15 protein-coding genes are annotated in these 21,655 nt (G+C 44.4%); 7 read left to right on the top strand and 8 right to left on the bottom strand.

Going from position 1 to position 21,655, the window contains the following annotated elements; genetic code table 11:
- Nucleotides 1-103: 103 nt before the first annotated feature.
- A complete protein-coding gene (locus tag ACM0P2_RS07765; protein WP_419227514.1) occupies nt 104-1,363 on the top strand; it encodes a dicarboxylate/amino acid:cation symporter in 1,260 nt (419 codons plus the stop codon).
- Between the two features lie 105 nt (nt 1,364-1,468).
- Here ACM0P2_RS07765 and ACM0P2_RS07760 read toward each other — a convergent pair whose 3' ends face one another.
- The 8 genes from ACM0P2_RS07760 to seqA all read right to left on the bottom strand — a co-directional run bounded on the left by ACM0P2_RS07760 (nt 1,469) and on the right by seqA (nt 13,127).
- Entirely contained in the window at nt 1,469-3,886 is a 2,418-nt protein-coding gene (locus tag ACM0P2_RS07760; protein WP_419227513.1) for a prolyl oligopeptidase family serine peptidase, read from the bottom strand.
- Between the two features lie 150 nt (nt 3,887-4,036).
- Entirely contained in the window at nt 4,037-4,363 is a 327-nt protein-coding gene (locus ACM0P2_RS07755; protein WP_105930899.1) for a heavy metal-binding domain-containing protein, read from the bottom strand.
- A 53-nt stretch (nt 4,364-4,416) separates the two neighbouring features.
- Nucleotides 4,417-4,827 (bottom strand): HIT domain-containing protein, encoded by a 411-nt coding sequence (locus tag ACM0P2_RS07750; RefSeq protein ID WP_159117224.1) that lies wholly within the window; start codon nt 4,825-4,827, stop codon nt 4,417-4,419.
- Nucleotides 4,820-5,851 (bottom strand): succinylglutamate desuccinylase, encoded by a 1,032-nt coding sequence (gene astE / locus ACM0P2_RS07745; protein ID WP_419227512.1) that lies wholly within the window; start codon nt 5,849-5,851, stop codon nt 4,820-4,822. Before astE ends, ACM0P2_RS07750 begins: the two co-directional genes overlap by 8 nt.
- Before the next feature lie 275 nt (nt 5,852-6,126).
- Nucleotides 6,127-7,431, bottom strand: a complete 1,305-nt coding sequence (locus ACM0P2_RS07740; RefSeq protein WP_159117222.1) for a putative bifunctional diguanylate cyclase/phosphodiesterase — start codon at nt 7,429-7,431, stop codon at nt 6,127-6,129.
- A 514-nt stretch (nt 7,432-7,945) separates the two neighbouring features.
- Nucleotides 7,946-10,423, bottom strand: coding sequence for a glycogen/starch/alpha-glucan phosphorylase (locus tag ACM0P2_RS07735; protein WP_159117221.1), 2,478 nt, complete (start codon nt 10,421-10,423; stop codon nt 7,946-7,948).
- A 218-nt stretch (nt 10,424-10,641) separates the two neighbouring features.
- Nucleotides 10,642-12,294, bottom strand: a complete 1,653-nt coding sequence (gene pgm / locus ACM0P2_RS07730; protein WP_159117220.1) for a phosphoglucomutase (alpha-D-glucose-1,6-bisphosphate-dependent) — start codon at nt 12,292-12,294, stop codon at nt 10,642-10,644.
- 47 nt (nt 12,295-12,341) lie between these two features.
- Entirely contained in the window at nt 12,342-13,127 is a 786-nt protein-coding gene (seqA, locus tag ACM0P2_RS07725) for a replication initiation negative regulator SeqA (protein WP_159117219.1), read from the bottom strand.
- Between the two features lie 509 nt (nt 13,128-13,636).
- Between seqA and ACM0P2_RS07720 the strand changes: the two genes are divergently transcribed.
- The 6 genes from ACM0P2_RS07720 (at nt 13,637) to cynS (ending at nt 21,611) form a co-directional block, all read left to right on the top strand.
- On the top strand, nt 13,637-14,584 hold the full coding sequence (locus ACM0P2_RS07720) for an AAA family ATPase (RefSeq protein ID WP_159117218.1): 948 nt from the start codon (nt 13,637-13,639) through the stop codon (nt 14,582-14,584).
- 36 nt (nt 14,585-14,620) lie between these two features.
- The gene (locus ACM0P2_RS07715; RefSeq protein ID WP_159117217.1) at nt 14,621-15,754 is read left to right on the top strand and encodes a DUF58 domain-containing protein; all 1,134 of its coding nucleotides are present in this window, start codon (nt 14,621-14,623) and stop codon (nt 15,752-15,754) included.
- Nucleotides 15,751-17,817 (top strand): transglutaminaseTgpA domain-containing protein, encoded by a 2,067-nt coding sequence (locus tag ACM0P2_RS07710; protein WP_419227511.1) that lies wholly within the window; start codon nt 15,751-15,753, stop codon nt 17,815-17,817. Before ACM0P2_RS07715 ends, ACM0P2_RS07710 begins: the two co-directional genes overlap by 4 nt.
- 440 nt (nt 17,818-18,257) lie before the next feature.
- The gene (locus ACM0P2_RS07705; RefSeq protein WP_014949030.1) at nt 18,258-19,106 is read left to right on the top strand and encodes a formate/nitrite transporter family protein; all 849 of its coding nucleotides are present in this window, start codon (nt 18,258-18,260) and stop codon (nt 19,104-19,106) included.
- Between the two features lie 126 nt (nt 19,107-19,232).
- On the top strand, nt 19,233-21,143 hold the full coding sequence (locus ACM0P2_RS07700; protein ID WP_159117215.1) for a protein kinase domain-containing protein: 1,911 nt from the start codon (nt 19,233-19,235) through the stop codon (nt 21,141-21,143).
- An 18-nt stretch (nt 21,144-21,161) separates the two neighbouring features.
- A complete protein-coding gene (cynS, locus tag ACM0P2_RS07695; RefSeq protein ID WP_014949029.1) occupies nt 21,162-21,611 on the top strand; it encodes a cyanase in 450 nt (149 codons plus the stop codon).
- The last annotated feature ends 44 nt before the right edge of the window (nt 21,612-21,655 follow it).

Genomic DNA, 21,655 nt, shown 5'->3' with positions numbered 1-21,655 from the left:
TAGCAATCATGTACATGAACATTTGCACTGAAGAAAAAGCCTTCGAATTAAACCGTTCACTATCTTCCTATCATTTGTAAACACACTCTAAGAGGTTCTAGACGTGTCTAAAAAGCAATCCTTACTGGGCAACATTGGCGTACAAGTCGTCATTGCCATGATTATTGGTACCGCCGCTGGCGCCTTCATGGGTGAAAGCGCTGAAATGTTCGCACCACTGGGTACCATTTTTATTAACCTGATAAAAATGCTGGTTATCCCGCTCGTGGCAGTGGCACTTATATCGGGAGCTGCGGGGCTTGGTAACAGCACCAACGCGGGAAAAGTTGGGCTATCTACCCTTGCCTATTTCGGTTTAACTTCAGCACTAGCCGTGGCGCTCGCACTAATAATGGGTGAAGTTTTTAAGCCAGGTGTGGGTATTGACGTTTCATCTGTACAAGGGATGTTCTCCGGTGAATATGCATCTAAGGGCGAACTACCTTCATTTTGGGCCACCGTTACGGGCATGATACCAACCAACGTATTTGCATCGTTAACTAATGCCAACATTCTGCAAATTTTGGTGTTCTGCTTATTCTTCGGTCTTGCCCTTTCTAAGCAGCCTAAAAAGAACCGTGAGCCTATTTTGAATGGGATAAACACCATTGTCGATGCCATGGTATGGATGATTAACTGTGTGATGAAAATAGCGCCTATCGGCGTATTTGGTTTGATGGCCGAAGCGGTAGGTACCTTTGGCTTTTCGGCTCTTATGGTGGTATTCAAACTATTCTTAGTGTTTACAGCAGCTATTTTCGTATTTGGCTTTGTGGTTTATCCGCTGCTCGTTCAAATATTCACAAAGACATCCGCTAAGTCTTTCCTTGTGGCAATGAAAAAGCCCCAAGCGGTAGCGTTATCAACCGCATCATCAATGGCCACACTACCAGTTACCATGAACACAGTAGAAAACGAACTGGGCGTAAGAAATGCCACGGCATCCTTTGTACTGCCGTTAGGCGCCACCATCAACATGAGCGGCAACGCTATTTATTATGGTTTGGTCGCCGTATTTTTCGCGCAGCTTTTCAATATTGAGTTATCTATGGGTGCGTATATTGCCATTATCCTAACCTCCACGCTTGGAGCAGTTGGTCAAGCCGGCGTGCCAGGGCCGTCATTTTTAGTGGTTGCTGTATTACTTGCTGCTGGCATTCCTATTGAAGGCTTACCGCTACTATTTGCTTTAGATAGGATTTTCGACATGATTAGAACTGCCCTCAATATTACAGGCGATGCAGCCTGCGCCGTGATCATCGACACGATAGCCATTGATGCGGCTGCAATTGAAGACGCAGACAACAATGATATGCGAGATTGATGAATGGCCAGTGAGCACTGGACGCGCTATGTAAGATTTATTATTACTGTAAAAAAGGTGGCCATAGCCACCTTTTTTAATGTTTCAGCGATAGATATCGCTAAATTATTGCGCGTCTTTGGTGCCTTTGTTTTTCACATACTTTTCAAGCCACTGATCTTGCTCCCAAAGGGTATGTAACACACTTTCTTTTGCGCGATATCCATGGCTTTCTTTTGGCAACATAACTAATCGCGTCACCGCACCTAAGCCTTTGAGCGCGTTAAAATAACGCTCACTTTGCATAGGGTACGTACCTGAGTTATTGTCCGCTTCACCATGAATGAGCAGAAGAGGCGTCTTCATTTTTTCAGCATGCATAAACGGTGACATGGAATAATAAACTTCAGGAGCATCCCAGTAATGGCGCTCTTCCGACTGAAAGCCGAAGGGAGTAAGCGTACGATTGTAGGCGCCAGAACGTGCTATACCTGCCGCAAATAAATCTGAGTGAGACAACAGGTTTGCTACCATAAATGCGCCGTAGCTATGACCGCCAACCGCAACCCGCTCTGGGTCAATCAGCCCTTTTTTGTTCAACGCATCAATTGCTGCTTTTGCATTGGCAACAAGCTGCGTTCTAAAGGTATCGTTTGGCTCTTCATCACCTTCCCCTACAATAGGAAATGATGCATCGTCTAGAACAACGTAACCTTTTGTTACCCAATAAATTGGCGAACCATACCATGGGTAAATAAAACGGTTAGGGTTTTGTGTGTTTTGGCCCGCGCTTGATTTGTCTTTAAATTCTTCAGGATAGGCCCACAGGATCATCGGGTAGCGTTTGCCTTCCTCATAATCTGTTGGCAAATACAGCGTGCCCGTTAGGTCTAAGCCATCATTACGCTGATAAGTAATCACTTCTTTCTTAACGTTTTGAATGCTTTCAAACGGGTTTGAAAAATGTGTTAGTTGAGTCAGCGCGTTGTCTTTTAAGCTTCGGAAATAGTAATTAGGGTAATCTTGTTTCGACTCAATTCTTACCAGCAAGCGATCGTTATTTATGTTGAAATCGCGCAATTCTTCGAATTTGTCCGTGTACTCACTTAGATAAACCCGAGATGTTTCAAGCGTTTCTAAATTAAATTTATCCAAGAACGGAAACTGTCCTTCAGGTGTAAACCCCTCTCCCAATAAAAACGCACTTTCTCCGTCTACAGCAAGAACATCTTTGAAGTATTCATTTTTGCGAGTAACAAAACTACCAGGATCACTGTAACTATCTTGATAGCTTCTGTTTGAGATAATCTGTGCGGTTTTACTTTGGTCAGGGCTAAACAAATACGTTTTAATATTGCGCGTATTCCACCAATAATCCATAGCGACGGCTGTGCTGTCGTCGCTCCAAATAAAGCGATAAAACCTGTCTTCTGTTTTGAGGATTTGCTCGGCGTCGCCATCAAATGGAGGCGCTAACTGCATAAGCCTGTCTCGATGGGTGACCTCTGTTTCCGGGTCGCCACCGTCTAGCGCTTCAGCATACACAATGGTATTGGGCTTATCGTTGCGCCACTGAATATCACGAGGCCCAGTGCGAACCGCCATGAAGCCTTGAGGTAAGTCTTCGATAAGCGGAACGTCGACAAGTGCTTTAGCTAGCTTACCTTTTTCATCATAAAGGCCAATGCTGTGAGGAAAACGCCTGTAGGTCACTAAGTAGGAAAAAGGAAGCTTGTATTCCTCTACCATCACATAATCGCCGGCAGGAGAAACACTTACATCTCCATACATTCCCGATGCAAGCCAAAGCGAAGGCTGACCATTAAGAGGAACCTTATAAATTTCAGAACGTGCTAATTGCTCGAAATTAAATTCGTCATTTTTGTTTTTCAGCAAATCTTGATATGTGCGGTTTTGTGCTTTTTTACCGTCGCTTACTGATATTGTTGGCCCGCTTGGAACGGCGATACTTGTGTCGATTAACGCTTTTCTATCTTTTGGCACAACTTTTACAAGAAGAGAAAGGCTATCGGCGTTCCAGTTCAGGGGTTCGCCCATATTCGCATTAATGGGTTTATCAAAAAGCTTTCTCGCTGACGCCGCTTCGATATCAAGCACCCAAAGTTCAACGTCTTTCTTTGCTGTATGAGTAAATGCCATGTAGCGCTGGTTAGGGGACCAAGTAAAATTGGTTAACCGAGGCGCTTCTGGCATACCTTTAATAGTAAGGCTATCTTTACTACCTACCCGCTGAACCTGAAGATTGTTGTAATACGTTACTCGGCTTCCAATGTTAGTAGTAGGGTCAATTCTTAGCCCTGCTAAACGAAGCTCTTCTTTCGATAAGTCTTCTATCGACTTATAGTTGTCGCGAAACAACAGCACCATATTCTGTTGTGCATCGTCTACCAGTGTCGCTGGAGCTAGCGTAACATCTACCAGATCAAGAATTTCTTTAGATGGCTTTTGATATTGCAGTGCATCCTGTGCAAATAGCTGAGAAGAGCATGCGGCAAATAGGACAAACATCCATTTTCTTAGCATTCTATTTCCTTAATGTAGTTATTGAGAATATCTAAAAAAAACGAGGTATCGCCTCTGTAAACAAACAGCTGGCTTAATACCTCGCTCTGATATATTTGATAAGCGCATACTTTAACGTTTACGAGCTTTGACGCTTACGAGCTTTGACGTTTAAAGAGGGCTTGTTTTCACCGCAGTGCCGCTAATGCTTACCATAAGCATGCTGCCTTTATCGCCGATGACTTGATAGTCTAAATCGATACCAACTACCGCATTGGCCCCCATGCTTCTGGCTTCATGCTCTAGCTCTGTAAACGCTAACTTACGTGCAGTAGTAAGTTCTTCTTCATAGGAACCTGAGCGGCCGCCAACGATATCCCGAATAGAGGCAAAAAGATCTTTGAATACGTTTGCGCCCATTACGGCCTCGCCTACAACAATACCGTAATACGCTTCAATCTTGTGCCCTTCTAGTGTTGGGGTAGTTGAAACAATCATGTGTAACTCCTTTTAATATGCACCATATTTTTAGCTTTAAAGGCTTTTGCCGTTTAGCTGTTGTCTTTAAACCATTGCTGAATCGACTCAACAAGCGCCTGCGCTTTACTGCTGTCATATGCCACGGTAGGCTGATTTCCCCAAACAGGTTTTGGCCACGCACAATCAGTATCAAACCGCGCAACATGGTGCACATGAAGCTGTCGCACCACGTTACCTAGTGCAGCCACATTTAACTTAAGCGGTGAAAACAGGGCCTGCAAGGCTTTAGACGCTAGGGCCGACTCTCGCAATAAGGTAACTTGTTCTTCTTCTGACAAGTCGATAATTTCCGCAATATCATTTTTCATAGGCACTAAAATTAGCCACGGAAACTGACTGTCGTTCATTAACAGTACACGACATAGCGAGAGATCACAGACAAAAAATGTATCATTGTGTAAACGGCTATCTAACTTAAACATCAAGATTATCCAATGTAGTAGGCACAACGGTAAGCAGAGCGCGTTGACCTATCGCTACCTTTGCATTAGGAAACACAATAGCCTCACCATCTTGCTCTGCAAGATATTGTTTACCCGGCTCAGAGGCTAATACCGTGCCCTTGGGATAGTCAGTGAAATTTGGCGTATCATCATCAAAATGAAGTTCAAACTGCTCTTCATTGCGATTTATAACCTGGTTCACGCGATAGATATCAAGGTCGTTGATATCAACCGTGGGCGCATAATCATCTTGAGTAATAAGCTGCGTTATGGCGTTTTTCGCATCTTCAAAACGTCGCATATCGTTTTGCCCGAATGGACGAACTTTACCAAGCTCGACGGTGAATGCATGGGCATTGTATTGGTATGATGAAAAATAGCTAAAGGTGGTTGTGGGGCTCTCTGATAGCAAAATAGTTTTAACACCGCATGCTGCTAAAAATGCAAGCTGACCTTTGCTATGAACCCTGTCATGTAAGTAAGGATAAACAGCAAATTTTTCGTTTTTGGATGCGCGAATTGCGGTATGCAAATCGTAGTGATAACGAATGCCTTCTTCCGCTTCAAAGAACGATGCTACAGCGTCTTCAAGCTGTTTAGCACGCACACGCTCTGCGTTGACCATGCCCTCGCCCTTTGAATGGGCGCCACTAAATAAACGGTTCATGTTTTCTTCAACAAAGCGCTCTGCAATATCCATCGCCGGCAAATTACCGAACAAGAACAACACATCGTGGGACAGGGTAATTGCGCCTGTAAGAATACCTTTAACCAAATCATCACAAATTTCGATGGGCGCGGTCTCGTTGCCATGTACACCACAGGATAAAACGATGCGCTTTTTTTGATGGGCGGGAGACTTTACAGAAAAGCTAATAATACCCGGTGCGGTGATATCGACCCGCGTCCCGTTTGAAAGCATAAAATGGCTAGGTTGTTCGAATAGTGCGGAGTCGCGGCGAGATAAAGCTAAAAAGTTGCCGCTGTCAATAAGTTCTTGCATGATTTTCTGCTTAACTACTCTGTCTGATCTAAATTGTTATCAGTGTACCGAGTGAGGCCTGTAAAATCACGTAGTCTCAATGTTTTATTGTTGCAACATGTAAGCGGGTGATGACGCCCATATAGTTAATGTAGCGAAGAAATATTGAACGTGATCATTTTGACGCAAATGCTAGCGCCACGGCAACGTTGATGAAAAGAGTAAGGGCGGGATTAACACACTGAAAGAGGGAGAGTATGCACTGTTTTTATGCACATTCTATTTAGGCGTAACCGCTACGCCTTTAACCGAGTGGGCGAATTGCCAATGATTATTTCTTGCTGAGCCAACGTAACAAAGTCATTAAATGGGATGGCCCTTGAAAACAAGTATCCTTGGCCTTGCGATACATTCACTTCTCTTAATATGTGAAGCTGTTCTATTGTCTCAATGCCCTCTGCCACAACACTGCACCCTTTCGCGTGACCGATAATTTTAGCCGCTTCGATAATGGCGCGATTGACTGGATCACCCTCTAGTTCCATTACAAATGACTTGTCAATTTTCAATGCGTCTAGGGTTAAGTCTCTTATGTAGGCAAGATTAGAATACCCCTTACCAAAGTCATCAACGGATATGGATACGCCTAAACTGCGTAGCTCATCTAACTGTTTTTTCACCATAAGTGAGTTTGATAAAGCAACATCCTCAGTCAGCTCCAACTCGATTGATGACAAAGGCATGGAGTAAGTATCACTTAACATAGTTAAAGTGGGCACTAACTGATTGTCATAAAGCTGGGTTGGAGAAATGTTTACCGACAAAACAATGGGCATTTTCAGTTCGTTTAGCTGAACCAAAGCTCGGAATGCTTGTTCAAGTGTCCAATAACCGAGTTCATTCATCATATTATATGATTCAGCCGCTTCAATAAGCGGGCCCGGAAATAACACGCCATCTAATGGGTGATTCCAACGCAACAGACACTCGGCTCCTATTACGCTAAGCGTTTTTAAATCCACTTTAGGTTGGTAGTACAACTCAAGTTCATTTTGAGCAAGCGCGCGTTTAAGGTCCGCTTTAAGCGCCAAGCTTCTTCCTGTGTCAGTTTTATCCGATTTGGTCAGCGCATAATAATTTTCGTACTTGTTCTCTTTCGCCTGCTTTAGGGCGGTTTCTGCACGAGAAACAAAGTGTGTTATATCAAAATCGCACTGTCCGCTGCACACCACGCCAACGTTGAAGTCTGCAATAAAGGCCGTTCCTTCATAGTGCATGGGTGTTTTAAAATGCTCGACTAGCCGTTCAAACATTTGACGCATGAATTGTTCGTTGTTCGTGTTAGGAAAAACGATGCCAAATACATCGCCGCTGATCCTACCTACAAAAGCGGTTTGACCAAAAAGAAGCTGAATACGATTTGCTATCTCGAGTAGAAAGCGGTCGCCAACATGGATACCTAAGCTAGTGGTCACGTCGGAGAAACGCACCACATCCACCAGCATCAAAGAAATAGAAGCACTACTAGATGCTTTTTTTGAAATGCTATCGATAAACGAGAATCGATTAGGAATAGTTGCCAGTGATGTATGTTGGCTCATGATGTTTTCCTTGAGCTTTACGCTTCTAGGTACTAAAAACAACTACTTATACCAGTCCGCATAGATAAGTGCCCACTCAGAAGGCGCTGGCAAGTTTCCTAGCGAAGCGTGGGAATGCAGGAATGGCTTTTCCCTTTCAAATTCCCAGAATGAAGCTAGGAACCTTGCCAGACCTTCCCAAAGGGCGAGTTTAAAATGTCCGTACTCTTTGTTGTGTCACCTTGATGTAGAACCACTATACCTGCGGTAACACGCCGCGATTACGAACATTTTAACTCTCGCTGAGTGAGTAATTATCTATGCGGACTGGTATCATATAAAAGCACGGTCGAGCAATAGGCGCAACGACGGTAACGTATTAATTTGAATACTTGTATATAGCATCAAACAACAATAACGTAAAAATTGAGTAAAGGCCTGTTTTAATTTTACGCTTATCTTTGTTGTCAGCATTTCAAAAACAAAAAACCCGGCTAGTTTAGCACTGCCGGGTTCTTTATTTTACGCCTTGCGATTAGCCTTCAATCTTACACGGTGAAAGCTTCCAAACGCGCTCAACGTAGTCACGAATTGAGCGATCTGAGGTAAATTTACCCATCTTAGCCGTATTTATAATGGCCATTTCAGCCCAGCGCTCTTTGTCGCGATAGGCAGCATCAACTGCAATTTGTGCATCAGAATAAGCTCGGAAATCTGCCAATACCATGTACGGGTCGCCATTATCCAGCAAGCTTTGCTTGATAGATACTAAGGCACCTGGTTTGCCCGGCGTGAAGTAATCGGTTTCTAACCAATCAAGCACAGCTTTGATTTCTGAATCTTTGTAATAGTAATCGTACGGGTTATAGCCCTTAGCTTTAAGCTCGTTTACTTGTTCTACCGTCAATCCAAAAATAAAGATGTTGTCGTCGCCTACTTCTTCGGCAATTTCAACGTTTGCGCCATCTAGCGTACCGATAGTTACTGCACCGTTTAGCGCTAGCTTCATGTTACCGGTACCCGATGCCTCTTTACCTGCTGTACTGATTTGCTCAGATACGTCTGCCGCCGGGATCATTTTCTCTGCAAGAGAAACGCGATAGTTTGGTAAAAACGCAATCTTAATCTTGTTATTAACCCGTGGGTCGTTGTTAATCTTGTCGGCCACTTTATTGATAGCATAAATGATATCTTTAGCTAGTTTGTAGCCAGGTGCTGCTTTCGCACCAAAGACAAACACTCGAGGGTGCATATCGTAATCAGGGTTTTCAAGAATTCGACGGTACAGTGCCATTATGTGCAACAAGGCTAGGTGCTGACGCTTATATTCATGAAGACGCTTAATCTGCACGTCAAATATGGCATTAACATCCACTTCTAAGTCGAGTGACTTACGAATTTCATCGGCCAACAGTTCCTTATTTTCTAGCTTCACTTTCATGAATTGCTTCTGGAACGTTTTGTTGCTCGCGAATTTAGCTAAACCTTGAAGTTTGTCTAAGTCACGTGGCCAATCATCACCAATTTTCTTATCAATTAGCTTAGAAAGCCCAGGGTTACACGCTTTCAACCAGCGACGTGGCGTAATACCATTGGTTACGTTAGTAAGTTTACCCGGATATAGCTCATCGAATTCTGGGAACAATGACGACTTAACAAGACGAGAGTGCATTTCTGCAACGCCGTTTACCGCAAACGAGCCGATAACCGATAGATGACCCATGCGCACCATCTTTTCGTTGCCTTCTTCAATTATAGAAAGCTTCTCTTTCATGGCATTGTCACCGGGCCATTTCTTATCAACCTCAGCCATAAAGCGATGGTTAATTTCGTAAATGATCTCTAGGTGACGAGGAAGGATCTTCTCTATCATTCGAGCAGGCCACTTCTCTAGCGCCTCTGGTAACAAGGTATGGTTGGTGTACGCGAAGACCTTAGTACAAATACCCCATGCTTCATCCCAACCAAGCTCTGCGCGGTCAACAAGAATACGCATAAGCTCTGGCACAGAAATAGCCGGATGTGTGTCATTTAGCTGAATAACAACTTGGTCAGCGAAACGGCTCCAATCATCGCCATGGGCGCGCTTGTAGCGGCGAATAATGTCTTTCAATGAACATGAGCAGAAGAAATACTGCTGGATTAAGCGAAGCTCTTTACCGGCTTCCGTCTCATCATTGGGATAAAGCACTTTTGAAATGGTTTCTGCCTGCACGTTTTCACGCTGTGCATCAACATACCCACCTGCATTAAACACGTCCCAGTTAAAGTAGCCCGACGCTTCTGACTGCCATAGGCGCAGTACGTTGACAGTTTTACCTTCATAACCCACCACAGGAATATCCCACGGCACACCTTTAACGATAGAGCCTGGGTGCCACTCTTTTAGCACTCGGCCATTTTCTCCGTACTTGGTTTCTACGTAGCCGTATAACGATACTTCTTGTGTAGATTCTGGACGGCAAATTTCCCATGGGTTGCCGTAGTCTCGCCAGCTGTCTGGACGCTCGATTTGCGCACCGCTTTTAATTTCCTGACGGAATAAGCCGTGTTCATAATGAATTCCGTAACCGATAGCCGGTAATTCCATTGTTGCTAGAGAGTCGATGAAGCACGCTGCAAGACGACCAAGGCCGCCGTTACCCAACGCCATATCAGGCTCTTCTTCGAGAATATCTGAAATTTCCACACCCAGCTCTTTTAATGCAGCACTTGCTACATCAAACAAGCCAAAGTTTTGCAGGTTGTTTGATAACAAACGACCCATAAGGAATTCAGCAGAAAAGTAGTGAACAGCGCGGGTGTCGTTCAGATAATGGGTTTTCTGCGTTTTGCGCAACCCTTCTAGCACTTGCTCTTGAATTGCTGCGCACGTGGCTTTCCACCAGGCGTGATTGTTTGCTTTGTTTTCGTCGGTGCCTAATGTGCAGTGTAGGTGTTTGATCACGGCAGACTTAAAAGCCGCTTTATCGATCACTGGAGAGGGTTGCGTCTTGGTCGCTTTTGCGTTCATTTTGCGTCTCACTCTTAAATAAGAAATGGCGTTTTAGCGCCGAAAAGTAATTTAATTACAAAATATCTTAAGAATATGACAGCAATATATCAGTACTAAAACGGTTATGTTGTAATAATTTTGTTAAAATTACAAAAAATCGCATGAATTCGTATTCATTCATGCGATTTTTAACAATTTTATTACAAATAACAATTGAAGTAGGTTTAATTTTGACCTTATTTAATGATTTTTCCTACAAGCAATTCAGCCTCAGCGATTAATTCTTGTAAGTGACTTTCACCATTAAAGCTTTCAGCATAAATTTTGTAGATTTGCTCAGTGCCAGAAGGTCGTGCTGCAAACCAACCATTCTCCGTCGACACTTTTACCCCGCCAATCGCGGCGTTATTTCCTGGAGCATGTGTTTGAACAGAGATAATTGGCTCTCCAGCAAGGGTATCGCTGGTAACCACCGACGCATCCATAGCTGACAATTTTTGCTTTTGTTCAAGGGTTGCTGCTACATCAACGCGGCTGTATACAGGCGCAGCAAATTTTTCAGTTAGCGCTTCGTAATGCTCACCAGGATCTTTACCCGTCACGGCAAGAATTTCTGCCGCTAGCAGGCATAGAATAAAACCGTCTTTATCTGTAGCCCAGGTGCTTCCGTTTCGTTCTAGGAAAATACCACCAGCACTTTCCTCACCCGCAAAACCAATAGTGCTATTAGATAAACCTTCCACAAACCACTTAAAGCCTACTGGCATTTCGGCTAATGGTTTACCCAAACTTTTGGCAACACGATCTATCATGCTGCTCGAAACCAGGGTTTTACCAATATTAAGTTCGCTCGGCCAATCTGGGCGATGTGTATACAAATAATTGATGGCAACCGCCAAGTAATGGTTAGGGTTCATAAGCCCTGCGCTTTTACACACTATACCGTGACGATCAAAATCGGGGTCATTCCCCCAGGCTAAATCAAAGTTGTCTTTAAGCTCGATAAGCCCCGCCATGGCATAGGCAGAGGAACAGTCCATGCGAAGCTTGCCGTCTTTGTCTCGGCGCATAAAACCAAATTGCGGGTCAACAGCGTCGTTAACAACCGTAATATCCAGCCCATATTTTTCAGCAATTTTTGACCAGTAGCCTACCCCAGCACCACCTAATGGATCTGTGCCTAGCTTTAAATTAGCCTTGGCAATGGCCTCCATATCAACGACTTTTGCTAAGTCTTCGATATAAGGTTCCATAAAGTCTTCTTCGCGAAATAGTTTGCGAGCGCTCGCTTGGCGGATATCAATACGCTGAACGTCTTTATTCCCATCTGCAATTAATGCGTTGGCGCGTTCTTGAATTTGCTTGGTCACGTCGCTATCGGCAGGCCCACCGTGAGGCGGGTTATATTTAAAGCCACCGTCTGAAGGAGGGTTATGAGAAGGCGTGATGACAATGCCGTCTGCTTTGTCGGTATTGCCCGCACGATTGTAACGGATAATAGAACGAGAAATAACAGGAGTTGGTGTATAGCCCATGCTTTCGTTGTCCGCGCGCTGTACAACAACATCAACACCATTGGCGCATAAAACTTCTATAGCGGTAACCATGGCAGGTTCAGATAGTGCGTGGGTATCTTTACCGACGAATAGTGGGCCGTCAATTCCTTCTTGCTGTCGATATTCTACCAGTGCCTGGCAGATTGCACTGATGTGCGTATCGGTAAACGTAGCGTTTGACGCTGTACCTCTATGACCAGATGTACCAAAAGAGACCGCCTGTCCCGGGTCACTCATATCCGGTTTATAGCTGTAATACTGACTCACTAGCTGCGCTACGTTAATGAGCTGCTCTTTTGCTGCATGCTCTCCAGCCTGCGGATGTAATGCCATGAAAAAAATCCTTATTTAGAAGTTTCGTTGTTCTATACCTTGGCTTGCTATTTACCTTCTGAAGAGAAACGTGCAATCACGGTTTCAATAACATCGGGTTGATAGCCTAAGTTACGCAAAACTTGTTCCAGCATATTCGTTTTCTTGGCAGTATTGTTATTTGTTACCACCCAGAACGGGCTATCAGGGATAGCTTTAGGATTAGTACTGCTGCCGTTTTCCAGCAATGCCGCCTTACTTGTTGCAAAGTACGTACGGTCTTTACCTTTTATACTTTCAACACGAGTAAAGTTTTCTGCATTAAGCTTGTGCGCTGCACTTAAAACAAACAAGAATTGATCAACGCGCTTGGTAAACGTGCCTAATGCATCTTTTGACACCGCTTCAAGAATGTCTCTTTTCGAGTGAGCTTCTGCTGCTGGCGTTACTGAAGAAACTTCCGAAACCTTTTTAGCTGCCCTTGAGCTCGCAGGCGCTTTTGCTGCCGTTGTTTTAGCTGGAGCTTTCTTCGCTGCAGCCTTTGGCGCTGCTTTAACTGCTGAACTGGCTGTCGCTTTAGTAGGCGCTTTGGTTTGTACTTTGGTCGCCTCTTGAGTTTCAACTTCGGGTGTTGACTCACTTGCGTTATCTGCGGTTTCTACAACGTCTGTACTTTTTGACTGGCTTGTTTTTACAGATGTAGATGAAGCCCCACCATGCTGGACACCATGAGACACGGCACCGTCTTCAGGCAAAAGTAAACGTCTTAAAATTTGTGATGCACTCTCACCAATATGCTTCGTTTGGCTGGCGATGAAGGCATATAAATCGTCATCTATTTCAATGCTTTTCATAACTACTTCCTTTTTAAGAGGCACCATTATAGACAACACAGATAAACTACGCAGCACTTAATAACAGATGTTTTGCGGGAATCTATGCTAATAAGGTAAGAAAGTGACGTTTTACTGCTTCCCATTCCGTCGTATTTGCTGTCGATAAAGTCCATGTAAGCCGTTTTTACTTTTTCAAAAATAGACGTCGCCTTAACAATATTAAGAACATAGGAGAAACAACTCAACGAACCATCAAGTCGCTGATATACCTGCGTATAAAATTTAACAGGTAATTCAATAGAAAGCCTTTCACTATCGTTGCTATTATTAAGTAGTGACCTTCGAAACACCACATCGTCGGCACTCGTTACCGTTCGCTAAACATGTAAACTAGAACATGAACTCAGACATGAACTCAGACATGAACTTAAACATCATTGCGCAACATCCTTAGAAAAGCCTTAATCGCTTTCTCACTGTTTAATACGTAGTGTGACAGAGTAACTTTAAACTTAAGTGACAATTATATGCGCCAAGATATCATTAATGTACAGCGGGCTCTTAGTCAGAAAATTATTGGTAAAGATCACCAATTAAAACTCGCAATAACCTGTTTACTTGCCAATGGCCACTTATTAATTGAAGACTTACCGGGAATGGGTAAAACCACCCTTTCTCATGCGCTTTCCCAAGTTTTTGGCCTACAATATTCTCGCATTCAATTTACTTCTGACTTACTCCCATCAGATATGTTGGGCGTAAACATTTTTCATAGTAATGAACAAGACGAGGCAAAGCGCTTTTCGTTTAGACACGGCCCAATTTTTAGCCAAATGGTGTTAGCGGACGAGCTAAACAGAGCCAGCCCCAAAACACAAAGCGCCCTGTTAGAAGCGATGGAAGAGCGACAAGTAAGTATAGATGGTGTAACCCACGCGCTACCTTCTCCATTTTTTGTTATTGCTACACAAAACCCAAGCTATCAATCGGGCACTTATCCCTTGCCAGAGTCCCAACTCGACCGTTTCTTTATGCGTATCTCTTTGGGCTATCCAGCATGGGAAGCAGAAAAAGCCATGCTATTGCAACAGGATGCATCAGCACCGCTTGCACAAATACTAAATGAGGAGAATTTGCGCGAGATGCAACGAAAGGTAGCCGCTATTCATACCAGCGATGCCATTATTCATTACATACTAAGATTGGTTAGTGAAAGTAGAGAAAGTAATGATTACCCTAATCCCCTATCGCCACGAGCGAGTAGAGCGATACTCCAAGGTGCCAAAGCCTGGGCGTTTGTTTCCGGAAAATCATATGTTACTCCCGAAGATGTACAGGCCGTCTTCGTGGCCATTACCGCTCATAGGCTAACATTGTCTTCACATCAGTTGGCACAAGGGCAGCAAACCCATGCTTTTGACGGTGAAAAACTGAGCCAGAAATTACTTGATAGTATTGACCCACTGGCAGCCTAGCATTCATGAATTTTCGGAGCGCTAAAGGTGCGTAGAATGCCAGCTTCACTGTCGAATTACCTACAACGCAGGCTATTAAAGTGGTTAGACAGGCGAGTTCCGGCTTCTCACGAACATCACCTCAACTTAAATAGTATTTTTATATTGCCGAGCGGATTCGGTTGGTCTTTTATTATTCTATCGCTGTGTTTGTTTTTACTTGGCACTAACTACCAAAACAACTTGATGTTGCTGCTTAGCTATTTGTGCTTAAGCATTATGCTATTAACGCTGTTTTACACTCATCAAAACTTTGCGCGTTTAGCGCTTAAAGCGACGCCCCCCAGTCCATTTCACTGTAACTTACAGGGTGAATTGCAGCTTCAGGTTATCCCTCACGCGACAGCGCCAACAAAAACGTGCAATGGTGTATTAGCAATAAAATGGCTAAATACAGTGCGCCCCATGGATACGACTGCTCATGCAAGCAATGAAAACATCTCAGTGGCTCAGCAGACGTACAGCTTTTCTTTAAACGGCAATGAAGTTACGGATACAAGACAAACGCAAACCCTCAGCGTGCCTCTTCCAATACCCGAACGGGGGCGATTTGCACTCGGCAGACTAACCATTGCATGCGATTTTCCGTTGGGATTATACAAATGCTGGACCCACCTCGATTTTGACCAACAAGTCACTGTCTACGCAAAACCTCAAGAAGGTCCGGTCACTGTTAATAAGGTAGCGAGTTCTAATGACTCGGATAGCGTCAGTCAGGTTAACGACCTTACAAGTAACGAGGACTTCTACGCATTAAGCGATTACGAAGTTGGACAGCCGCTTAATCGCGTATCATGGAAGCATGTGGCGAAAAACGGAAATTGGGTTTCGAAATCCTTTACCTCCTTGCAAAGCGACAGTTTTGTACTTTCAGTTCCCTCAAACATAGATGTGGAAACTGCCGTATCGGCACTTACCTATGCAACATTGTCTTGGACAGGCGCAGACCGGGTATTTGGGATACAGTACAAAGGGCTTAACATTGCCCCTGCTCACGGGGTAAAACAAATGCACGAATGTCTTAGTGCACTTGCTTGTTTGAATTCGCATTCATCACAAGCTTCTTCAACCTCAAATAAAACGGTCTCAATATCTTCCATAAAGACTGAAAAAGCGAGGTCAACGAAATGAGCTCCGCTATCTTAAGCCGTTTATCACAATTAACTGTTGTTAAAAGCGTGTTTAGCCAACCAACGTCCGTGGCTGTGCTTATGCTCTGCATAGCTTTCTCTCTTATTCTTTTTACTCTCACCGCGCCGCTTATGACATGGGTAATTATGCTAGGTGGATGTGCTGTGACAGTGAGAGCCGCAGGCCTTAGTGCGTTGAATAGTTTGCCAACATCACGCACGGTTAACTTGCTGGCGATCTTGGCAGTGTTCGCATTATCGTGGTTCGGCTTTTCAGTAGGATTGCTTGATAGCATGATCAACCTATTGACCGTCGCTTGCGCGCTCAAAATCATGCTGGTTGAGAAAAAACGAGATTTTCACTTAATTGTATGTACCTGTTTGTTCTTAATCGGCTGCGGATTTATTTCGTCTCTAAGCGTATTTGCGTGGATTGGCTATACAGGAATACTGGCCCTGCTGCTATTTGCGACTGCCATTTATCACGGTGCAGGAATACCTAAATCAAAAAGCATTAAATTCGTGACCGTGCTTATTGTCCAAGCTTTCCCTATCGCGCTGCTACTGTTCTTACTGCTTCCCCAACTCCCTCCGCTTTGGCAGATGCCCACGTCAAAGTCGACTGAAACCGGGCTTTCTGACACGGTGACGCCAGGTGATATTGCGTCACTTGCAAGTTCGTCTGAATTGGCTTTCAGCGCCACATTTGAAAACGCAGAAGCAGTCCCTGTTGCACCGTCCAGGTATTGGCGCGCTATGACCTTAGAATATTTTGACGGGAAAACCTGGTCTATTAGCAACAAACGCAAACAGGCAGAGCAGCAGTTAGCTTACATGGGCAAGCCAACACCCTTGTCAGCTCTGGCCGAGGAAAATACGCCTCAAGTGATAAGTTATGAATTGATCGTGGAACCCACACAGCAAACGTGGCTGTTTGCGCTAGCGCCTTCGACCCCCAACAACCGCGAGAACAGTATTTTCGTAAGAAGTCTTTTTGATTTTACGTTAAGGGCGAATAGCCCAATATCCAGTAAGAAGGCGTTTTATCTGCGCTACTATCCAACTGCTCAAATCACTAGCGGAATAGGAAATTTTGAATCGCAACTAAACCTTCAGGTTTCCATGAATGGCAACCCTCAAGCCAGAGCATGGGGACAGACACTTGCCAAACAATACTCGAGCGCACAACAAATAGTTAGCGCAATAATGCGTGAATTTAATCAAGGGGGCTTCCGCTACACCCTATCGCCGAACGCCATGCCTACCGACCCCATCGACCGTTTTTTATTTGAAGAACGCTCAGGTTTTTGTGCCCATTACGCAGGCGCCATGGTGTATGTGCTTCGCGCCGCAGGAGTACCGGCAAGAATGGTGACAGGCTACCAGGGCGGAAACGCACTTAATGACAATGTGCTTCAAATAAGGCAGTACGATGCACATGCGTGGGTGGAAGCATTTATTGATGGTGTGTGGATTCGACACGACCCAACGAGTATGGTGGCACCGTCACGCTTAACCTTCGGGCTTGAACGTGCGCTGGAAGAGCTTGGGGAGTCTCGTGAAGCCAGTATTTTGGGCGACCTTAGCAACGCTGCTATTTTTGCAACGTTACAAAGCTGGTTTCAACAGCTCGATTACTCATGGAGTAAATGGGTACTGGGCTTTGACAATACTGCGCAAACCAACATGCTTGAAGAATTACTAGGCTCGCTAACGCCGCAAAAAATGCGAGTTGTATTTCTTTCCGCCATTGGCCTAATTGGGCTTATTTTAGCGCTTTATTTTTTACCCAAAACGCATCGCAACACACTGTCGCCCTCACACAGAGTTTTACTAAACGCAATAAAATGGGTTGAAGCTAAAACAGGAAAAGAAAGAGGGAATAAAACCTTGTCCGCCTTTATGACTGAAGTTAACCCTTTGATAAACGAAGATGCTGCCAAGGCACTAAGACTACTGTGTGAACTATTTGAGCACGAAAAATACGCACACCGAACACAAGAGGCAAATGTTTATCCAACCATGAAGCGTCAGCTAAAAATGTTAAAACAGGCATTAAAGTAGGAAATAGCTAAACCGGTTGCACCTTTAACACTCACACTTCCCCCTTTTTAGTGCAGACTAATTAATAGTGCCTTGGCGCGAGCGCCTATCAACACAACCACAAATTTGTACAAGCCATTGTTTTTAATAGCAATAAGCAACGAATTTAAGCGTATTTTGGTTATTGGCACTTTTTTAGCTTTGTACAAGTGGATAACAAAAGTACGAAGGCGCTTATACAAGTATTAGTTGCCAACGGGCTTTAGAGTACAAAGGCGTACACATAACCGACGGTTTATTTGTTAGCTACCACAATGCATGAGTTTCGGACAAAGGCGTCCCCAGTTCTTTCTTACGAGAGCGCTGCGGACGCCTTTTTTTGATCTTCTGGAACGCATTGAAACAGCAAACGCCAACACACAGATGACAACTTATTAATAACGACAACGTGAGGTGAAACCATGGCTTATCTTCTCCCCGCTGAGTTTGCAACCAAGATGGTAGATGCAGGCGAAGCTAAAATTTATATGTCTACACGAGATACTCTAATCCGCGCTTATATGGCAGGTGCAATATTGGCCCTTGCCGCTGTTTTTGCCGTTACCATTGCCGTTCAAACCGGCGTGTTTCTTCTTGGCGCAGTGTTGTTCCCAGTGGGCTTTTGTATGCTCTACCTTATGGGATTTGACCTATTAACCGGCGTGTTTGTACTTACCCCACTCGCTTGGCTTGCACAGCGACCTGGCGTCACGCCAAAACAAATTCTACGAAATTGGGGATTAGTATTTTTAGGTAACTTTGGCGGCGCATTAACCGTGGCCTTTATGATGTCGTTTATTTTTACCATGGGGTATAACGTGGATGGCGGTGCCATCGCGACTAAGGTAGCCAGCATTGGGGAAGCTCGTACATTGGGCTACGCAGAGCACGGCGTTGCAGGCTGGTTCACCATTTTTATTCGCGGCATGTTGTGTAACTGGATGGTGTCGCTAGGCGTAGTGGGTGCAATGATTTCAACCCACGTTAGCGGAAAAGTACTAGCCATGTGGATGCCAATCATGCTGTTCTTCTTTATGGGTTTTGAGCACTCAGTAGTAAACATGTTCCTTTTCCCATTTGGCCTTATTATGGGCGGCGATTTCTCAGTTATGGACTACTTCATTTGGAACGAGATCCCAACTGCACTTGGAAATCTTGTTGGTGGCCTCGCCTTTACTGGACTAACCCTATACACCACCCACGTTAAGACGCTACCAAAACGTACTATCCCTGTTGATAAAGCCGCTGCATCGCAAACACTGCCTATTTAATTAAGGCGCTTATCTTAAAGCCATCATGTCTTGTCCCTACAAGACACGTCATGATGGCGTTATCCGTTTCCTTGGAAATAACTAATTGGGCTCATAATTAAATATGCAGGTAAGAAGCAATTAAACATGAATGAGCGAGCCGCGTTAAACGCCCCAATTAACCCACCAGCTAACATGCTCAGTGTAAGTGCATTTTCTACAGCCGGCGTTAAAGCGATAAACCAAGATGCATACGCTTTTCATGTTTCTGATAACCCAAATCAAAGCAGCGTTTTTGTTATCGCCGACGGTGTAAGTAGCAGTACGGTTAGCCAAGTTGCTAGCGACTTTGCTACCAGTCAGTTTATTAAACTGTTTAATATGGCGCCGGAACAATGGTCGGTTAAGACGCGCGCGGAAACCATTATTAAAGAGATAAACGCGCTACTTTATACTCGTACGCAGAGAAGCCCTTTTTGCTATACACCAGAAAAAGGTTATGTTTGCACGTTAACAGTGGCGGTGGTAACAGGCAATCACATGGATGTATTTCATGTAGGGGATTGTCAAATTCAGGTTATTTCTAAGAAGGCACAGTCGCCTGTCTTACTCACAAAACCTCATCGTCAAGTATCGGAAAGTGAGCCTTCGCAGAGTTATCTTACTAGAGCATTAGGCGTTAAAGCGAATATAGACATCGACCACACAACACTCACCCTCAACTCATCGAGCACGTTTTCGATAAGTAGCGACGGGGTTTATGAGTTTGTTTCGCTACCTACCATTCTTATGAAAATCAATGAGGCCGATACGCTTTCGGAAAACCAAGCCGCGTTGGTAGTACATGAGGCATTTACTAGAGGAAGCGATGACAACCTCACCTTACTTCTCGTAAAGGTTCTCGTAGCTAGCCATGATGGCCTAAACGATCACAGACATCCAACGTATGCCGGCGTTTCAAGTTCACCTCATTCATCTGTACTTCACAGGTCATTGGGCGACCAGCTGATAAGCAATTCTGAGGTATCTGATGCTGCGATTCATTACTCAAATCAGCAGTCTGATGAACAAGTATACGAAGAGCCTGCTGCCGCAAGCTTCAAAACGGGTGATGATGTTGATGGATTGAAGCTAGAACGACAGCTTTATACGTCGGCCCGAAGCCATGTCTTTATTGCCACCAATTCGTCTTGTGACGCTACGCACACAAAAAGCCCTGTGGTTGTAAAAACGCCGGCTACCGACTTTACCCTATCACCAGAAATGATAAATGGGTTCCTAATAGAGAGCTGGTTTTCGAGACGGATTAATTCGGCACACGTCATTAAAAGCCCAACGTTTACTGATTTGGGTTTACCGTACTCTCCTTCTGCTTTTTACAGCGTAAGTGAATATGTGCAAGGTCAAACGCTAGCTCAATGGGCTGTTGATAATCCTACGCCCCCACTAGAGCAAGTTAGGAATATAATCGAGCAAGTTGGTAAAGGTTTACAGGCAATGCACCGTCAGGGCATTGTTCATAGGGATATACGCCCCGACAATATTATTATTAGCGAACAAGGGCACTGTACTATTATAGATTTGGGTTCAGCAGCCTTAGCCGATGCCCCAAGCCTCTATAGTGACACACCTATTCCTGGCGCTGCACTTTTTTCCGCACCTGAATACTTTTTAGGAAATGTAGGCACGGAGCGCTCTGATCTGTTCTCCTTAGCCGTACTGACCTACTATCTTTTGTGCGGGCGTTATCCCTATGGCACAAAGCTCGCTCACTGTCGCACGTTGGCCGAGCAGAAAAAGTTAAAATACCAAACCGCATTGGCTCCTAATCGGCCAATACCTAATTGGGTTGATAGCGCCCTGAAACGTGCTTTGCATGTGAACCCTGATAAGCGATTTTCTGCACTATCTGAGTTTCTTTTTTCGCTTCGCTACCCAAATCCATCACAGCATACGGCGTACGAGCCGTTAGTAAAACGACACCCTCTTTTTGTGTACAAGGTGCTAATACTGGCACTTATTTTCAGCAATCTAGTTACGCTCATTTTGTTTAACTAACCCTTTAAGGAAATGCAAATGATTACATCGAGAACCCAAGTTACCGACATGATCCAGTCAGCCAAAATTTTAAAAGGCATAAAGTGGAGTCAGATTGCCGAAGTTGTTGGTCAGTCAAAAGAATGGAGTACAGCAGCTTGTTTAGGACAAATGGCCATGACAAAGCAGCAAGCTGAAGCCGTGGGTGAGTTACTTGAGCTTACCGACGAAGCGATTGCCTGGCTTCAAATCGTGCCTTACAAAGGCTCGTTACCCACAGAAGTCCCTACCGACCCGCTTATTTACCGCTGGTATGAATTGGTGAGTGTGTATGGCACTACATTAAAGGAATTAATTCATGAAGAATTTGGCGACGGCATCATGAGTGCCATTGATTTCTCGATGGATTTACAGCGCGAAAACGATCCTAAAGGCGACCGTGTAAGCGTAGTTATGTCAGGGAAGTTTCTGCCATATAAGATGTACTAAACGTATTTCAAGACGGGACACCCGACATAAAAAAAGCCGGTCTT

The organism is Alteromonas sp. OM2203 (assembly GCF_048517045.1).
In the GTDB taxonomy this organism is placed as follows: Bacteria; Pseudomonadota; Gammaproteobacteria; order Enterobacterales; family Alteromonadaceae; genus Alteromonas; species Alteromonas gracilis.
The sequence above is the reverse complement of the archived record's forward strand: the minus strand, read 5'-3'. Positions and strand labels throughout refer to the sequence as shown.

Coding starts and splice junctions, on each gene's coding strand:
- ACM0P2_RS07715 (WP_159117217.1), top strand. CDS start 14,621: ATGCCAGCTTCACTGTCGAATTACCTACAACGCAGGCTATTAAAGTGG.
- ACM0P2_RS07720 (WP_159117218.1), top strand. CDS start 13,637: ATGCGCCAAGATATCATTAATGTACAGCGGGCTCTTAGTCAGAAAATT.
- ACM0P2_RS07740 (WP_159117222.1), bottom strand. CDS start 7,431: ATGAGCCAACATACATCACTGGCAACTATTCCTAATCGATTCTCGTTT.
- ACM0P2_RS07755 (WP_105930899.1), bottom strand. CDS start 4,363: ATGATTGTTTCAACTACCCCAACACTAGAAGGGCACAAGATTGAAGCG.
- cynS (WP_014949029.1), top strand. CDS start 21,162: ATGATTACATCGAGAACCCAAGTTACCGACATGATCCAGTCAGCCAAA.
- ACM0P2_RS07750 (WP_159117224.1), bottom strand. CDS start 4,827: ATGTTTAAGTTAGATAGCCGTTTACACAATGATACATTTTTTGTCTGT.
- pgm (WP_159117220.1), bottom strand. CDS start 12,294: ATGGCATTACATCCGCAGGCTGGAGAGCATGCAGCAAAAGAGCAGCTC.
- ACM0P2_RS07710 (WP_419227511.1), top strand. CDS start 15,751: ATGAGCTCCGCTATCTTAAGCCGTTTATCACAATTAACTGTTGTTAAA.
- seqA (WP_159117219.1), bottom strand. CDS start 13,127: ATGAAAAGCATTGAAATAGATGACGATTTATATGCCTTCATCGCCAGC.
- astE (WP_419227512.1), bottom strand. CDS start 5,851: ATGCAAGAACTTATTGACAGCGGCAACTTTTTAGCTTTATCTCGCCGC.
- ACM0P2_RS07700 (WP_159117215.1), top strand. CDS start 19,233: ATGAATGAGCGAGCCGCGTTAAACGCCCCAATTAACCCACCAGCTAAC.
- ACM0P2_RS07760 (WP_419227513.1), bottom strand. CDS start 3,886: ATGCTAAGAAAATGGATGTTTGTCCTATTTGCCGCATGCTCTTCTCAG.
- ACM0P2_RS07735 (WP_159117221.1), bottom strand. CDS start 10,423: ATGAACGCAAAAGCGACCAAGACGCAACCCTCTCCAGTGATCGATAAA.
- ACM0P2_RS07705 (WP_014949030.1), top strand. CDS start 18,258: ATGGCTTATCTTCTCCCCGCTGAGTTTGCAACCAAGATGGTAGATGCA.